Origin of the sequence: Microbacterium alkaliflavum, from assembly GCF_044325405.1 — a bacterium.
Lineage (GTDB): Bacteria > Actinomycetota > Actinomycetes > Actinomycetales > Microbacteriaceae > Microbacterium > Microbacterium alkaliflavum.
On sequence record NZ_JBIQWL010000008.1, the window covers coordinates 50,700 to 65,722 of the forward strand.

Sequence of the window (15,023 nt, forward strand, 5' to 3'; positions counted from 1 at the left end):
CTGACCGCCCGACTCACGGTCGCGCGGCTCGGCTCACGGTCGCACCTCGCGTCGCCGCACCATCATGACGACCGGGACGACGAGCACGATCGCGGCGACGACGAGCGCCGCGACGCCGATCGGCACGCTCGCCGGATCGCCCGTGAGCCGGCCGACGGCGAGCCAGACGAGTCCCCAGGCGAGTGCGAGTCCCGGCGCGAAGCGTCCGCCGCTCGCGACCGGGATCGCCACGCCGATCGCGGCGACGACGACGAGAACGCCGATCCCCCAGACCGCCGGCGCCGCGACGTCGAGGCCGGCATCCGTCAGCCATGCGGCCGTGTTCGCGACCGAGGCGAGCGAGACCCAGCCCAGGTGAAGTCCGGTCGCGCCGTCGATGAGGATCGCGTCGACGGCACGCTCCGCGGGCACGGCGACGGTGCGCTGGAACGTCGCGGCGAGCGCCGCGAGCAGCGCGAAGATCGCCAGCACCGTCACGGGCAGAGTGGCGTACTGCGCCGCCACGAGCCAGAGCCCGTTCAGCACCGCCGTCGCCGCGATCCACCACCCGAGCGCGCGCTGACGTCGATCCGACCGCTGACCGGGGAGGGCCTGCCACACGGTGTACGCGATGAGCAGGAGATAGATCGCGCTCCAGATGGAGAACGCCGGCCGGGCGGGAGCGAGAAGCGACCCGTCGCTGTCGAGCGCTCCGCCCTGAAGATCCTGCACGGGCGTCCCGCCGAGCGCGCCGGTGCCGACGGCCGCCGCCACGAGCATGAAGCACGTGGCCGCGATGACCGCGATCTGCCGGCCGAGGTCGAGGGGACGGGATGCCGCGACGGCGGCCTGCGAGTGGGCTGCGGCTGTCATGCGCCTCAGGCTACGGATGCCCGCGCTCCGAGGCACGGGCTTGACAAGGCGTCAGGACGCGCCCAGCGGCGGCTGCTCGAGGAGCCCGACGCGCTCGTCGAGGTATGCCGCAAGCGGCATCCATCCTCCCGACGCGCTCCAGCGGACGCTCGGCGTGCCGTCTCGGAGCGACAGCGGACCGGATGCCGCGCCCGCCGCGACGGCGCCGAGATCGAGCACGGTCCATCCGATGTGCACCGTCTGCCCCTCCGCGAAGCCGCCGCGTCGCGCTGCGGCAGCGAGCTCGGCGCGCCGTCGCTGCGATTCGGCGGCGTAACCGCGCCGCGCTTCGGTGCGGGCCCGCACGATGTCACCCGTCGCGAGCACGGCGTCGTCGGTGACGAGCAGCGCGCCCAGATGCCAGGCCTCGCCGCGCGGCACGATGCGCGGAGCGCGTGGCATCCCGAGCACTCGCCTCGGCTGGACGAACTCGCCGAGCGCCTCGCGGGGCAGCGGCCGCAGGCGCGCGCGGGCAGCGTCGAAGAGAGCGACGATGCTCACGCCATGTCGTCCTCGAGCCGGGGGGACGCCTTCACCGGTTCCCGGCGCACGAGTGTGCCGATGAGCGGGTAGAGCAGCACCGAGAGCATGCCGGCGCCGACGAGCGCCGAGGCGAGCCCGCTGGAGATGAGCTTCTCGTCGACGCCGATCGCGGTCACGGCGACGATGATCGGAAGGCCCGTCGCACCGAAGAGCGCGACCGCCGTCCGATCGCGCCGGGACGCGCCCTCCGGCGCCGCGAGCAGCGACGGGAGGCCGCGGATGACGAGCAGCAGCACGAGGCCGATCGGCAGCAGCAGGAACAGCACCGGGTTGTCGAAGAGTGCCTGGAGATCGAAGGTGATGCCCGTGTAGATGAAGAAGAACGGCACGAGGAATCCGAAGGCGACGGCTTCCACCTTGCTCTCGACCGCCTTGCGGTCCGCCTCCTTCGCGTCGCGCATGACGAGCTTCCACACGACGCCGGCCGTGAACGCGCCCAGGAGCATGTCGAGGTCGAGCACGATGCTGAGGGAGACGAGCACGGCGAGGGCGAACGCGACGAACCGTACGGCGAACTGGCCCGACGTGTGCATCGACGCGTTGACAGCGCGGTGCAGGGCGCCCTGCGGCATGCGGAAGGCCCACCAGATCGTGAGCGCGGCGAGCAGGACGAACAGGAGCAGGACGATCGTGGAGAGCCCCGGATTGCGGCCGCCGAGGAAGAGCGAGATCGCGATGAGAGGACCGAACTCGCCGACGGCGCCGATCGCCGAGATCGACTTGCCGAACGGCGTCTTGAGCTCCCCCTCGTCGCGCAGGATCGGCAGGAGCGTGCCGAGCGCCGTCGAGCAGAGCGCGACGCCGATCACGACGGCCCCCTCGCCCGGTGCGATGACCCATCCGGCCGCGATGCCGAGGGCGAGGCTTATCAGCCAGCCGCCCGCAGCCCGTCGGCCCGTGCGGCCCTGCAGCGCGGTCAGCTCGATCTCGGAGCCGGCCATGAAGAACAGCATCGCGAGCCCGAAGTTCGACAGCATTTCGACGAAGTCCGACTGCTGCGCCCAGCCGAGGAGGCTGGGGCCGACCAGGATGCCGAGCACGAGCTCGAAGACGACGATCGGCACGCGCACCCAGCGGCCGAGGAGTCGCGCTGCCAGGGGCGCGAGCACTGCCAGGACGAAGATGACGAAGATCGTCGTTTGCTCGGTGCTCACGGGATCACAGTAGCGACGGGCCGTCGTCCCCGCGCTAGTCCCCCGTGACGCGGGAGAGCCACTCCAGCATGCCCGGCAGGGCGAGATAGGCGACCGTCGCATGCGTCGCGAACGGGATCTGGTCGTACCGCACCGACATCCCCTGCGCCCTCTCGTGCGCCACGAAGCCGGTCGTGTCGGCGGGCACGACGAGGGCGTCGTCGAGGCCCTGCGCGACGAAGAGAGGCGCGTCGAAGGCGACGGATCCCGCAGAGTTCTCGGCGAGCAGCTCTGACCAGGGCGGAGTCGTGGTCGGATCGCTCGTCGTGAACCGGCCGACGACCGGTTCGCCGATCTCGTGCAGCCGGTCGATGTTCGACAGCAGGCACAGCTCGTTCATCTCGGGGAGGATCGCGATCGCCTCGGGGGTGAGGATCGAGTCGAGCTGAACCCCCGGCACGCTGTCGCCGTACGTGTCGGCGAAGGCCTGGAAGGCGTACGAGCCGATCGTCACCCCGGAGATGTCGTCGAGATGCGCCGACATGAGCCCGAGGAGATCGGCCGCGGGCGCTGCGACGGCGACGGCGCGGATGTCGAGCTCGGGCGCGTAGTCCGCCGCCCGTTCGGCGGCGAACAGGGCCGCCTGCCCGCCCTGCGAGTGCCCCCACAGGATGACGCGGTCGCTCGCCTGCGCGCCGAGCAGCTCGCGCGCAGCCCTCACCGCATCGAGCATGTTCGCGCCGGCCGTGCCTCCGACGAGGTAGGAGTCGGGTCCGTCGGTTCCCATCCCCGTGTAGTCGGTCGCGACGACGGCGTAGCCGCGCAGGAGCAGCCAGCGCAGCCCCTCGATGCCCACGAAGGGGTCGAAGCCGTACGACGGCGCGCAGTCGCGCGCCGAGCCCGTCGTCGGGTGTCCCCACGCGACGACGGTCCTCCCGCCGGGCGGCGTCGGCCCCCACGGGACGACGACCGTGCCGGTGACGACGACAGGGTCTCCGTCGGCCGTCGTCGATCGGTACATGATGCGCCACGCGCTGCTCGCGAGCGGCGCGCCGAGGAGGGCTTCGGACTTCACGAGGCCGCCGGGATCCCCGTCCGCCGCGTCCGGCGGCTGCGCGTAGAACTCGTCGACACCCGGACGCTCGAGGGCGTCACCCGCGATCCGCAGGGCGACCGCCGCGACGAGGGCTCCCGCGACGGCGAGCACCACGGCGAAATAGGCGAACGCGAACCGCGGTCCCCGAAATCGTCGTCTCATACGCGACCCCCATCGCCTGCCGCCTCACGTCGTGATCGGCGACGTCCGTTCCTGAAGGGCGGCGCGAGCCGCCGTCGCCTTCTTCTCGGCGGTGCGGGACCGGGATGCCGCCTCCCGGCGCTCTTCGTCGAGCCGATCGACCTCGGTTTCGACGCCGGCCGCGTCGGACTCGACCCGCGCGAGCTCGGCGCGCAGCTGGTCGAGGCGCTCGTTGATGAGGTCGGCGCGTTCGCGCGCCTTGTCGAGCCGCGCCTCGGCGCGGGTGAGGTCGCGCGCCGCCTCGGACTCCTCCCGCTCGGTGTCCCGCACGGCCTTCTCGGCCTCCTTGCGGGCACGTCGTTCGGCGAGGTCGTCGCGGGACGGCGGCGGCGGTGCGGCGGTGCCGTCGGGCGCCGATCCGCCGAGCGCGTCGGTCAGGTCGACGGGGTCGAAGCCGGCGGCCTCGAGTGGTCGGACGAGCCGGCCCGTGAGAACGGCGGCGGCGGCCGCAGTATCCATCACCGCGGCGTTGATGGTCTTCTCGACGTCTTCGCGCGCCGCCGCCCCCACCGTCACACTCCGTTCGCCGGCCAAGGCGACGGCCTGCTTCGACAGCGCCGCGACGAGCGCGCGCCGCTGACCGCTGAGGCGCGAGAGCTCGGCGGCATCGAGGTCGTCCTGCGCTTCGTGCAGCGCCGCGGCCAGCTCCAGCGCCTCGGCGAGCTGGCCCTCCCGCGCGAGGAGGCTCACGGCCCACGCCGCGACGGCAGGCTTGGGCAGCTTCTTGACCCGGGCTCCGAGCAGGCGATCGGATGCCGCGGCCCGCGCGTTGCGCGCCGCCGTGAACTCGGCGGGCGGCAGGGCGTAGAGCTCGACGGCGATGGCGTCGAGCTCGTCCTCGTCGCGGGGAGGCGGCATCCCGTTCATTCTGCCGCGCCGCGGCCTTCCGCGCCTCGATCGGCTCGGCGCCCGGACCAGCCGGGCGCCGAGCCGACCGTCAGACCGCGGCGGGCACAGGCTCGGCCGGCTCGAGCTCGGCGGGGCGCGGTGTCAGCTCGGCCGCCGTGCGGCGGTGGCCGACGAGCGTCAGCACGACGCCGAGCACGACCCACCCCGCCAGCACGAGCCACGGGAAGGCGGTGGACGCCTCGGGGAAGTAGCTCACCGACCGCAGCAGGGTCGACGCGGCGCCCGGGGCGAACCACTGACCGACGGCGCCCCACGGCTCGGGCAGGAACTGCGGGGGCAGAGCGGCGCCCGAGATCGGATTGGCGATGAGCATCGTGACGGCCGCGCCGACGCCGACGCCGGCGGGGCCGATGAGCGCCGCGAGGCCCACGATGAAGGCGGACGTCGCCGTGACGCCCATCCCGACGGCGGCCGCGTTGAGCAGCCAGTCGCCCTCGAGGATGCCGAACCAGGTCTGCATGACGAGAACGATCACCGCTCCGGCTGCGACGCCGAAGACGACGAGGCCGATGAGGCGGCGCACGGCGCCCTGGACGAGGAGCGTCAGCAGGATGCCGCCGAGCATGCCGCCGAGCACGAGCGGGAAGGAGGCCGCGGCCAGGCCTGCGCCGGTCGGGTCGTCCGGCGACAGCGGCACGACGTCGGTGACGGTGACCGTCGGCACGTCGGTGGGGGCGGCGCCCGCGGGCAGCTGAGGCTTCTGGCCGGACTGCAGCGCCTGGACGATCGCGGTCAGCTGGTCCTTGAGGGCCGTCTGCACGGCCCCGTCGATCTGCGTCTGCAGCTGGGTCGCAACGGCCTTGAGCGCCGCGGCGGGTGCGGCGCCGGCGGCGGTCGCGATGAGCACCTCGGGCTTGTCGCCGAGGAGGATCGCGCCGTAGATCTCGCGCGTCTCGATGAGATTCACGGCGTCGTCGCGCGAGTCGACGGTCTGCAGGGCGAACGGAGCCGGGTCCTGCTCGGCGAGCTTGTCCTGGATCGCGGAGACAGCGGCGTCGGGTCCGCTGATCCCGACGGGCAGGTTCTGCGGCTGCGCTGTCGCGGCGGGCCACACGAAGGCCATCACGACGATGCCGACGAGGACGGCGCCGACCAGTCCGAAGACGGCGGCGAAGCTCCAGCGCGTGGGGCGCGGGGTGGAGGTGGAGGTGGTGCGGTCGCTCATGGCGTCCTCCCGGGAAAGAGAATAGCTGTTCTGTTTGTGACAATAACAGAACGGCTATTCTTTTTCCATGCCGAAGGTGTCCGACCAGTACCGCGAAGCCCGTCGCGACGAGATCGCGCAGGCGGCCATCCGCTGCCTCGAGCGCAATGGCGTCCGCGACACGTCGATCGCCGACATCGTCGCCGAGTCCGGACTCTCGACCGGCGCGATCTACTCGCACTTCTCGAACAAGGCCGAGCTCGCGCGCTACATCGTCGGCCGGTTCCTGATCGTGCGACTCGACGCGCTCGAAGCGCGCGGCCGCGCCGGCGAGGTCCTGCCCCCACGCGAGGTGCTCGAGTCGATGCTCGGCGCCTTCGCCGACCATGACCTCTCCCCTGCGCTCGTCGTGCAGTTCTGGGGCGAGGCGATGGTGGATGCCGACCTCAAGCGTGAGATGACCACGACGGCCGCTCGGCTCTTCGGCGCGCTGGCGACCGCGACCCTCCCGTGGGCGCGGAGCCGGACGGCGTCGGAGGATGCCGCCGCGGCGCTCGCACGGGAGTCCGCCCGGTCGCTCGCGGCTCTCGCGCAGGGCTACATCGCGAACACGGCCGTGTTCGGCCCGCGCGAGCCCGCCGAGTACGTCGCGGCCGCGGCATCCATCCTCTCGTCCTGAGGAAGGCAGCCGGTCAGACGGCGACGATCGCGCCGGGCCTGGGTCCGTGGAGTTCGCGGTGCAGGCGCTGCATGCGGTGGTCCAGCGCCGCGGCCGAGTCGGCGGCATCCTTCAGCTCGGCGAGCAGCCCCTCGGGTACCTGGCTCGCGTACTTGTAGTAGATCTTGTGCTCGAGGCTCGCCCAGAAGTCCATCGCGATCGTGCGGAACTGCACCTCGACGGGCACCGCGACGCGTCCGGTCGAGAGGAAGACGGGCACCTCGACGATCGCGTGCAGGCTCTGGTAGCCGTTCGGCTTGGGCTCGGCGATGTAGTCCTTGACCTGCAGCACCGTGATGTCGTCCTGGTGCGAGAGCAGGTCGAAGAGCCGGTAGACGTCGGTCACGAAGCTGCACGTGATGCGGACGCCGGCGATGTCGGTGATGCGGGCGCGGATCGTGTCGAAGTCGGGGTCGATGCCCTTGCGCGCGACCTTGTCGACGAGGCTGTCGGGCGACTTGAGCCGGCTCGTGACGTGCTCGATCGGGTTGTACGCGTGCGTGTGCTCGAACTCCTCGCGGAGGATGCCGATCTTCGTCTCGATCTCCTGCATGCCGAAGCGGTACTCGAGGAGGAACCGCTGCATCTCGTCACGGGCCGAGCGCAGTTCGGATGCGGAGATCGTGAAAGACGGGTCATCCGCGGGTATCGCCATGCCGTCGAACCTACGGGGCTCCCCTAGGCGACTCCTGTGAAACGCTCATGCCCGATCGATGCCGGGCCTGTGCGCGGAGGAGTGGATGCCTGAGCCCAGCGCGCTTGTCGTCCATAGCCCGTGCTCTCGCCGAACGCCCACGAAACGAACGGTGCGAAACACGGGCTCTCGGTCAGAGCACGGGCTATGGACAGGGAGGGGACGGGATGCCGCGGGCGGGCGTCCGGGTCAGGCGGCGACGCGCGCGGCCTGGCGGGCGGCGCCGAGCGCGACGTATTCGCCGGGCTCGGGAACCTCGACGGGGATGCCGAGCACGAGGGGCGCGATGAGGCGCACCGCCTCGGACTGAGCGCCGCCGCCGACGAGCAGGCCGCGCTCGAGCGGCACGCCGAGCCCGCGGAGGGCGTCGAGGCCCGCGCCGAGCCCCGACAGCATGCCCTCCACGGCAGCGCGGGCGAAGTTCTCGCGGGTCGTCGAGGCGAGGGTCATGCCGGTGAGGGACGCGGTCGCGTCGGGGAGGTTCGGGGTGCGCTCCCCCTCGAAGTACGGCACGAGGCCCAGGCCGCCGGCACCGGCCTCGGCGGCGAGCGCGAGGCGCGACAGCTCGGCGTGGTCGACGCCGAGCACACGGCCGATCGCGTCGAGCACGCGCGCCGCGTTGAGGGTCGCGACGAGCGGCAGGAACCGGCCGTCGGCATCGGCGAAGCCCGCGACGGTCCCTGTGGGGTCGATCGTGCGCGTCTCACTCACGGCGAAGACCGTGCCCGACGTGCCGATCGAGACGACGACGTCGCCCGGACCGGCGCCGAGACCGAGCGCCGCACCGGCGTTGTCGCCGGCGCCGGGTCCGACGCGGCGACCGGCCTCGTCCTGGACCCACTCGAGCGGTCCGAGCACGCGCGGCAGCACGGCGTCGTGCCCGAGAGCGGCCACGAGGAGGTCGCGGTCGTACCCATCGGTGCCGGGGTTCCAGTAACCCGTGCCCGAGGCATCCGACCGGTCCGTCACGAGTTCCTCGAGCACGGGACCGCGGGGCGACTCGCCCGCCGGGCCGAAGCCGCGCAGGCGCCACGTGAGCCAGTCGTGCGGCAGCGCGACGGCGGCGACGCGCGCGGCGTTGTCGGGCTCGTTGTCCCGCAGCCACCGGAGCTTCGTGATCGTGAACGAGGCGACGGGCACGAGGCCCGTGCGCTGCGCGAGCTCGTCGGCGCCGAACTCGGCGGTGAGGTCTGCCGCGGCGCCCGCCGAGCGGGTGTCGTTCCAGAGCAGGGCGGGGCGGATGACGCGTCCCTCGACGTCGAGCACGACCATGCCGTGCTGCTGCCCGCCGATCGCCCACGCTTCGACGTCGTCGAGGCCGCCGGCATCGGCGAGCGCCGCCTGGAGCGCGACCCACCAGGCAGCGGTGTCGACCTCGGTGCCGTCCGGGTGCGACGCGCGCCCCTGGCGCACGACGCTTCCGGTCGAAGCATCCATCACCACGACCTTGCACGACTGCGTCGACGAGTCGACTCCCACGACCAGGGTCATCCCTGCATTCCTTTCATCCGACCCTCGCGAGCCGATACATGCTCCGCGAGCCGATACGTCTCAGACGGGACGAGCCGTATCGGCTCGTGCGAAACGTATCGGCTCGCGGAGGGGGTGAGTCGGGTCAGCGAGCGCCGAGCAGGTGCTCGGTCGCGAGCTGCTGGAGCTTGACGAAGCCGAAGCCCTTGCCGCCGAGGTAGGCGGAGGTGTCGAAGTCCTCGTATGCGCTGCGGTCGGCGACGAAGTCGTCGTACGTCTCACCTTCGCCGAAGGTCGGCTGCGAGAGCTCCGTCACGCGGGCGGCCTCGAGCGCGGCCTGCACCTCGGGGTCGGCGCGGAAGGCCGCGGCGCGCTCCTTGAGCAGGAGGTAGGTCTGGATGTTGGCGCGGGCGGAGTCCCACACGCCGTTCTCGTCCTCGGTGCGCGACGGCTTGTAGTCGAAGTGGCGGGGACCCTCGTACGCGGGGCCACCGTTGAGGCCGCCGTTCTCGAGCAGATCGACGAGCGCGAAGGCGTTGTGCAGGTCGCCGTGGCCGAACACGAGGTCCTGGTCGTACTTGATGCCGCGCTGGCCGTTGAGGTCGATGTGGAAGAGCTTGCCGTGGTAGAGCGCCTGGGCGATGCCGGCGGCGAAGTTGAGGCCCGCCATCTGCTCGTGGCCGACCTCGGGGTTGAGGCCGACGAGCTCGGGGCGCTCGAGCGACTCGATGAAGGCGAGCGCGTGGCCGACCGTGGGGAGCAGGATGTCGCCGCGGGGCTCGTTGGGCTTGGGCTCGATCGCGAAGCGGAGGTTGTAGCCCTTCTCGACGACGTAGTCGCCCAGGAAGTTGACGGCCTCGCGGTAGCGCTCGAGCGCGGCGCGGATGTCCTTGGCCGAGTCGTACTCGGCGCCCTCGCGGCCACCCCACATGACGAACGTCTCGGCGCCGAGCTCGGCGCCCAGGTCGATCTGGCGCAGCACCTTGCGGATCGCGAAGCGGCGCACGGCGCGGTCGTTCGACGTGAAGCCGCCGTCCTTGAACACGGGGGCCGAGAAGAGGTTGGTCGTGACCATGGGGATCTTGAGACCCGTGGCCTCGAGCGCGCCCTTCAGGCGGTCGATCTGGCTCTGACGGTCGGCGTCGGACGAGCCGAAGGCGAACAGGTCGTCGTCGTGGAACGTCATGCCATAAGCGCCGACCTCGGCGAGCTTCTCGACGACGTGCACGACGTCCATCGACGGACGGGTCGGGCCGCCGAAGGGGTCCGCACCGTTGTAGTTGACGGTCCAGAGGCCGAACGTGAACTTGTCGGCGGGCGTGGGGGTGGGCATGGCGCTCCTTTGCGAACGACCGGAGGAAATTGTTGTTGAAGACAACGTATATCAGAATGACGGCGGCGTCCAGCCCTGTTCCGCCCGTCTCATCCTGTTTCGTGGCTCTGCCAACAAATAGCCGACACCGGGGCCATCCGTCTCGTAGGGTGGGTACGTGGCCGAAAACGGGGGCTCGATCGAGGGCGTGCGCCAGCGGAACCTGGCGCGGATCCTCCGGATCGTGCACGTCGACGGCCCCCAGTCCCGAGCGACCCTCACCGAGACGACAGGGCTCAACCGATCGACGATCGCCGATCTCGTCGGGGAGCTCGTCCGCAGCGGCCTCGTCGAGGAGCGCGCGCCCGATCCCTCCCGGCGGGTGGGTCGGCCTTCGCCCGTGGTGGCCGGGTCGCGGTCGATCGTCGCCATCGCCGCGAACCCCGAAGTCGACGCACTCGAACTTGCCGCGGTGGGCCTCGACGGCGGCATCCGCGTTCGCGAGCGCATCGAGGTGAACCACCTGCTCACCCCGCCGCAGACCGCGGAGCTCATCGCATCGACCATCGCAGCCTGGCGGGATGGACCACTCGCGGGCGCACGCATCGCCGCGGCCGGGGTCGCGGTACCGGGACTCGTCCGCACCTCGGACGGACTCGTCCGCAACGCCCCGCACCTGCGCTGGATCGACGAGCCGCTGCGAGACCTCGTCGCACAGGCGACGGGACTGCCGACGGTCGTCGGCAACGACGCCACCTACGGCACGCTCGCCGAGCACCTCTTCGGCGCGGCCCGCGGCCTCGACCACGTCGTCTACCTCAACGGCGGAGCCAGCGGCATCGGCGGAGGCCTGATCGTCCACGGCGCTCTCGTGGCAGGTGCCGGAGGCTACGCCGGCGAGTTCGGACAGAACCGCCCGGGCATCGCGGCCGAGACCGACCGCCGCGCCCACGACGGCGTGCTCGAGGACGAGGTCAGCCGTGCGCGTCTGCTGAGCGTCGCCGGGCTGACATCGGCGGACGATGCGACACTGGCGGCGGCACTCGCCGGCTCGGCCTCGCCGGAGGCCGCCGACGAGCTGGCGCGACAGCGCCGCATCCTCGCGACGGCGCTCGCCAACGCCGTCAACGTGCTGAACCCCTCGGCGGTCGTGCTCGGCGGGTTCCTCGCGACGATCTCCGAGCACGATCCGGACGAGCTGCGCGAGCTCGTCGCCCGCCAGGCGATGTGGGCGAACGTCGAGGAGCTCGAGATCCGCTCCGCCGCGCTCGCCCAGGACCGCCTCCTCATCGGGGCCGCCGAGGCGGCCTTCGACGAGCTGCTGCGCGACCCTGCCGGAGCGCTGCTGCGCTGAGTCGGCTCGGATCGCGCTGTCGCGAGTCCGCCGGGCGGATCACTTCGGCGGTGCGGTCGTTGCTCGCGGCACGAGACGCGTCGGCAGCGTGAGATGGGTCGCGGGGGGCGTTTCGCCCCGCATGAGCGACAGGAGGAGCCGGGCGGCCTCCGCGCCGAGGGTCTGCATGGGCTGGCGCACGGTCGACAGCGCCGGCGTCGACTTCGAGGCTTCGGGAACGTCGTCGAACCCGATGACCGACAGATCGGTCGGGATGTCCAGCCCGAGCTCGCCCGCGACCTTCACGATCTCCATCGCCGAGATGTCGTTCGCCGCGAAGATGGCCGTTGGACGGTCCGGCCGCTCCAGCATCTCCAGCGCAGCGACGCGCACAGCATCCTGCCGGTAGCTGCCCGACCCCACCAGGCGCGGATCGACGGCGATGCCGGCGTCGCCGAGCGCGCGGCGGTAGCCGGCATCGCGCGCGATCGACGAGCGCAGGTCGGGGCGGCCGGCGATGAAGCCGATGCGGGTGTGGCCGAGGTCGAGGAGGTGCCGCGTCGCCTGCAGGGCGCCGCCGAAGCTGTCGGCCTCCACCGTGGGGAGGTCGGCGGGTCCGGTGTGCGGATCGATCGCGACGACTGGGACCTCGGTGCCGACGTTGACGACGGTGGGGGTCACGATGATCGCGCCGTCGATGAGGGTGCCGCTGAGGCGCGACAGCGAGCGCCGCTCCCAGCCCTCGGCCGTGCCGTGCGTCCCGGAATAGGCCAGCAGGTCGTACGCGGAATCGCGCAGCGCCTGCCCGACGCCCTTGAGGATCTCGGCGCTGAACGGCTCGAAGTCGGCGACCAGCACGCCGATGACACCTGTCGTGCGGGAGCGCATGCTGCTCGCGATGAGGCTCGACTCGTAGCCCAGCTCGGCCACGACGGCCAGCACATGGTCCACCGTCTCGCTCGCCACGCCGTAGCGGCCGTTGACGGCTTTCGACACGGTCGAGACCGAGACGCCCGCCGCTTCGGCGACGTCGGTGATGGTGGGTCGGCGCTTCATGATCTCGAAAGCATAACGTCATTGAAACCGTTATTGAAAACGTTTGACAACGGATTTGTTGTTCGCGCAGACTTTTCCTGCTCGGACGCGCTCCGAGAGTGCGCGACATCCGAATCGCGCCACACCGCACCCCGGAGCAGAGGTGCTCCTCGAAGAAGAGAACGGGAATCACATGAAGGGCAACAGGATCCTCGCCGGTGCTGCCGCGCTCGTCGTCGGCGCCATGGCGCTGGCCGGCTGCAGCGCAGGCGGATCGACCAGCAACAGCGACGGCAAGGTCGAGATGACGCTGTGGCAGAACTCCACGACGGGCCCCGGCCAGCAGTTCTGGAAGGACGCCATCGCGGCGTTCGAGAAGGACAACCCGAACGTCACGATCAAGATGCAGTCCATCCAGAACGAGGACATGGACGGCAAGCTGCAGACGTCGCTCAACGCCGGCGACCCGCCGGACATCTTCCTGCAGCGCGGCGGCGGCAAGATGGCCGCGATGGTGCAGGCAGGCCAGCTCATGGACCTCACCGGCAAGATCGAGGGCGAAGCCAAGAAGAACATCTCGGAGGGCTCGTTCAAGGCCGAGACGTACCAGGACAAGGTCTGGGCGATGCCCCTCTCGGTGCTTCCGGGCGGCATCTTCTACAGCCAGGACCTCTACAACGCGGCCGGAGTCACCGAGACGCCCACGACGATCGATGACCTCGTCGCGGCCAACGACAAGCTCAAGGCGACCGGGGTCGCCCCCCTCGCGCTCGGCGCGAAGGACGCCTGGCCGGCAGCGCACTGGTTCTACTGGTTCGCGCTGCGCGAGTGCGCCCCGGCGACGATGGAGAAGACCGGCGACTCCAAGGACTTCAGCGACCCCTGCTGGCTCAAGGCCGCACAGGATCTGGAGGACTTCGCCAAGACCGAGCCCTTCAACGACGGCTTCCTCACGACGTCGGCCCAGCAGGGTGCCGGCAGCTCGGCCGGTCTCGTTGCCAACCACAAGGCCGGCGGCGAGCTGATGGGCGCGTGGGATCCCGGTGTGATCGCCTCGCTCACGCCCGACCAGAAGCCTCTCGCCGATCTCGCGTGGTACCCCTTCCCCGAGGTTTCGGGCGGCAAGGGTGAGCCGGGCTCGATCATGGGTGGCGTCGACGGGTACTCCTGCTCGGCGCAGGCGCCCAAGGAGTGCGTCGACTTCCTGAACTTCGTCGCAAGCGACGCTCAGCAGACGGCGTACTACAAGGCCTTCAACTCCCCGCCTGTCAACAGCGCGGCACAGGCGGCCGTCCAGGAGCCGTACCTCAAGCAGATCCTCGAGGCCTACAACAAGGCCCCGTTCGTCTCGCAGTGGCTCGACACCGTGCTCGGCCAGAACGTGGGCAACGCGCTCAACGTGGCCGTCGTCTCCATGCTCGCGGGGCAGAGCACGCCTCAGCAGATGATCGACGAGGCCAACAAGGCCGGGGCGAAGGGCTAGGAAGACCTCTCATGCAGACAAGCGAGACCCCGAAGACGGACGATCGCCCGGGGACGGATCTCGCGCAGCGTTCCGGGGGCGGCGGCGTCACACCGCCGCCCTCGGCATCGCGGCGCCGCCGACCCCGCGGGCTCGGCTGGATGGGCCGTCTGGAGATCGCGATCCTGGCCGGCCCGGCGATGCTCGTCTTCATCGGGTTCGTCATCCTTCCCGTGATCCTGGCGGCGTACTACGGCTTCTTCAACTGGCACGGCTACGGCCCGGCGACCGACTTCATCGGCCTGAAGAACTACGTCACGATCCTGACCGACCCGGACTTCCAGGAAGCGCTCGGTCACAACGCGTTCATCGTCGTGACCTCGCTCCTCATCCAGGGCCCCCTCGCGCTGCTCCTGGCGCTCCTGCTCAACCGCAAGATGCGCGGCCAGTCCGTCATCCGCGTGCTGATCTTCGTGCCCTACGTCATCGCCGAGGTCGTCGTGGGCACCGGGTTCAGCCTGCTGCTGGCGACCAACGGCGGCCTCAACGGCGTGCTGGAGAAGTGGGGCCTGTCCGGGCTCACCCACGACTGGCTCGCCGATCCGAACATCGCGATCTGGACGCTCGTCGGGATCATCACCTGGAAGTACGTGGGGTTCGCCGTCATCCTCTTCCTCGCCGGTCTCCAGGGCATCCCGGATGAGCTCTACGAGGCGGCCGCCATCGACGGCGCCACCTACTGGCAGATCCAGCGGCGCATCACGATCCCGCTGCTCGGACCGACCCTGCGCATCTGGGCGTTCCTGTCGATCATCGGCGCCCTGCAGCTGTTCGACCTCGTGTACATCATCTGGGGACAGTACGTCGCTCCCGTCGCGGGCACCTCCACGATGGCGACCTACATGGTCGCCAACGGTCGCAACGCAGGCAACTTCGGCTACGGCAGCGCGGTCGCCGTCGTCATCTTCCTCATCTCCTTGATCGTCGCCCTGATCTATCAGCGCTTCGTGCTGCGCCGCGACACCGCCGGCGCGCTCACCGAAAGGAACGCCCAATGACCACCGCGGCCCTCGCGACCATTG

General features: G+C 70.9%; 14 protein-coding genes. 4 read left to right on the forward strand and 10 right to left on the reverse strand.

Annotated features, from left to right (window positions below; all coding sequences use genetic code 11):
* Positions 1–33 precede the first annotated feature (33 nt).
* From ACH3VR_RS17805 to ACH3VR_RS17830, 6 genes are all read right to left on the reverse strand, one after another.
* Complete coding sequence (locus ACH3VR_RS17805; RefSeq protein ID WP_397557658.1) at positions 34–852, reverse strand: tryptophan-rich sensory protein; 819 nt, start codon at positions 850–852, stop codon at positions 34–36.
* A gap of 51 nt (positions 853–903) precedes the next feature.
* The gene (locus tag ACH3VR_RS17810; protein ID WP_397557659.1) at positions 904–1,392 is read right to left on the reverse strand and encodes a glutaminase; all 489 of its coding nucleotides are present in this window, start codon (positions 1,390–1,392) and stop codon (positions 904–906) included.
* On the reverse strand, positions 1,389–2,588 hold the full coding sequence (locus ACH3VR_RS17815) for a cation:proton antiporter (RefSeq protein WP_397557660.1): 1,200 nt from the start codon (positions 2,586–2,588) through the stop codon (positions 1,389–1,391). Before ACH3VR_RS17815 ends, ACH3VR_RS17810 begins: the two co-directional genes overlap by 4 nt.
* Before the next feature lie 34 nt (positions 2,589–2,622).
* Positions 2,623–3,777, reverse strand: coding sequence for an alpha/beta fold hydrolase (locus ACH3VR_RS17820; protein WP_397557661.1), 1,155 nt, complete (start codon positions 3,775–3,777; stop codon positions 2,623–2,625).
* Between the two features lie 72 nt (positions 3,778–3,849).
* Positions 3,850–4,722: a transposase gene (locus ACH3VR_RS17825; RefSeq protein ID WP_397557662.1), complete on the reverse strand. Its 873-nt coding sequence runs from the start codon at positions 4,720–4,722 to the stop codon at positions 3,850–3,852.
* Between the two features lie 79 nt (positions 4,723–4,801).
* Positions 4,802–5,938 carry a hypothetical protein gene (locus ACH3VR_RS17830; protein WP_397557663.1) on the reverse strand — a complete coding sequence of 379 codons (1,137 nt, stop codon included), beginning with the start codon at positions 5,936–5,938 and terminating at the stop codon, positions 4,802–4,804.
* A 67-nt stretch (positions 5,939–6,005) separates the two neighbouring features.
* Here ACH3VR_RS17830 and ACH3VR_RS17835 point away from each other — a divergent pair, with 67 nt between their 5' ends.
* A complete protein-coding gene (locus ACH3VR_RS17835) occupies positions 6,006–6,596 on the forward strand; it encodes a TetR/AcrR family transcriptional regulator (protein WP_397557664.1) in 591 nt (196 codons plus the stop codon).
* A 13-nt stretch (positions 6,597–6,609) separates the two neighbouring features.
* Here the strand turns inward: ACH3VR_RS17835 and ACH3VR_RS17840 are convergent, their stop codons facing one another.
* From ACH3VR_RS17840 to xylA, 3 genes are all read right to left on the reverse strand, one after another.
* Positions 6,610–7,290: a GTP pyrophosphokinase gene (locus tag ACH3VR_RS17840; RefSeq protein ID WP_397557665.1), complete on the reverse strand. Its 681-nt coding sequence runs from the start codon at positions 7,288–7,290 to the stop codon at positions 6,610–6,612.
* Positions 7,291–7,518: 228 nt separating this feature from the next.
* Positions 7,519–8,820, reverse strand: coding sequence for a xylulokinase (locus tag ACH3VR_RS17845; RefSeq protein ID WP_397557666.1), 1,302 nt, complete (start codon positions 8,818–8,820; stop codon positions 7,519–7,521).
* A gap of 124 nt (positions 8,821–8,944) precedes the next feature.
* The gene (gene xylA / locus ACH3VR_RS17850; protein WP_397557667.1) at positions 8,945–10,132 is read right to left on the reverse strand and encodes a xylose isomerase; all 1,188 of its coding nucleotides are present in this window, start codon (positions 10,130–10,132) and stop codon (positions 8,945–8,947) included.
* Between the two features lie 157 nt (positions 10,133–10,289).
* Between xylA and ACH3VR_RS17855 the strand changes: the two genes are divergently transcribed.
* On the forward strand, positions 10,290–11,465 hold the full coding sequence (locus ACH3VR_RS17855) for an ROK family transcriptional regulator (protein WP_397557668.1): 1,176 nt from the start codon (positions 10,290–10,292) through the stop codon (positions 11,463–11,465).
* Positions 11,466–11,504: 39 nt separating this feature from the next.
* Here the strand turns inward: ACH3VR_RS17855 and ACH3VR_RS17860 are convergent, their stop codons facing one another.
* Positions 11,505–12,500 carry a LacI family DNA-binding transcriptional regulator gene (locus ACH3VR_RS17860; protein ID WP_397557669.1) on the reverse strand — a complete coding sequence of 332 codons (996 nt, stop codon included), beginning with the start codon at positions 12,498–12,500 and terminating at the stop codon, positions 11,505–11,507.
* A gap of 172 nt (positions 12,501–12,672) precedes the next feature.
* Here ACH3VR_RS17860 and ACH3VR_RS17865 point away from each other — a divergent pair, with 172 nt between their 5' ends.
* Together ACH3VR_RS17865 and ACH3VR_RS17870 are read left to right on the forward strand one after the other, a co-directional pair.
* Positions 12,673–13,962 (forward strand): ABC transporter substrate-binding protein, encoded by a 1,290-nt coding sequence (locus ACH3VR_RS17865; RefSeq protein ID WP_397557670.1) that lies wholly within the window; start codon positions 12,673–12,675, stop codon positions 13,960–13,962.
* Positions 13,963–13,973: 11 nt separating this feature from the next.
* Positions 13,974–14,999 carry a carbohydrate ABC transporter permease gene (locus ACH3VR_RS17870; RefSeq protein WP_397557671.1) on the forward strand — a complete coding sequence of 342 codons (1,026 nt, stop codon included), beginning with the start codon at positions 13,974–13,976 and terminating at the stop codon, positions 14,997–14,999.
* The last annotated feature ends 24 nt before the right edge of the window (positions 15,000–15,023 follow it).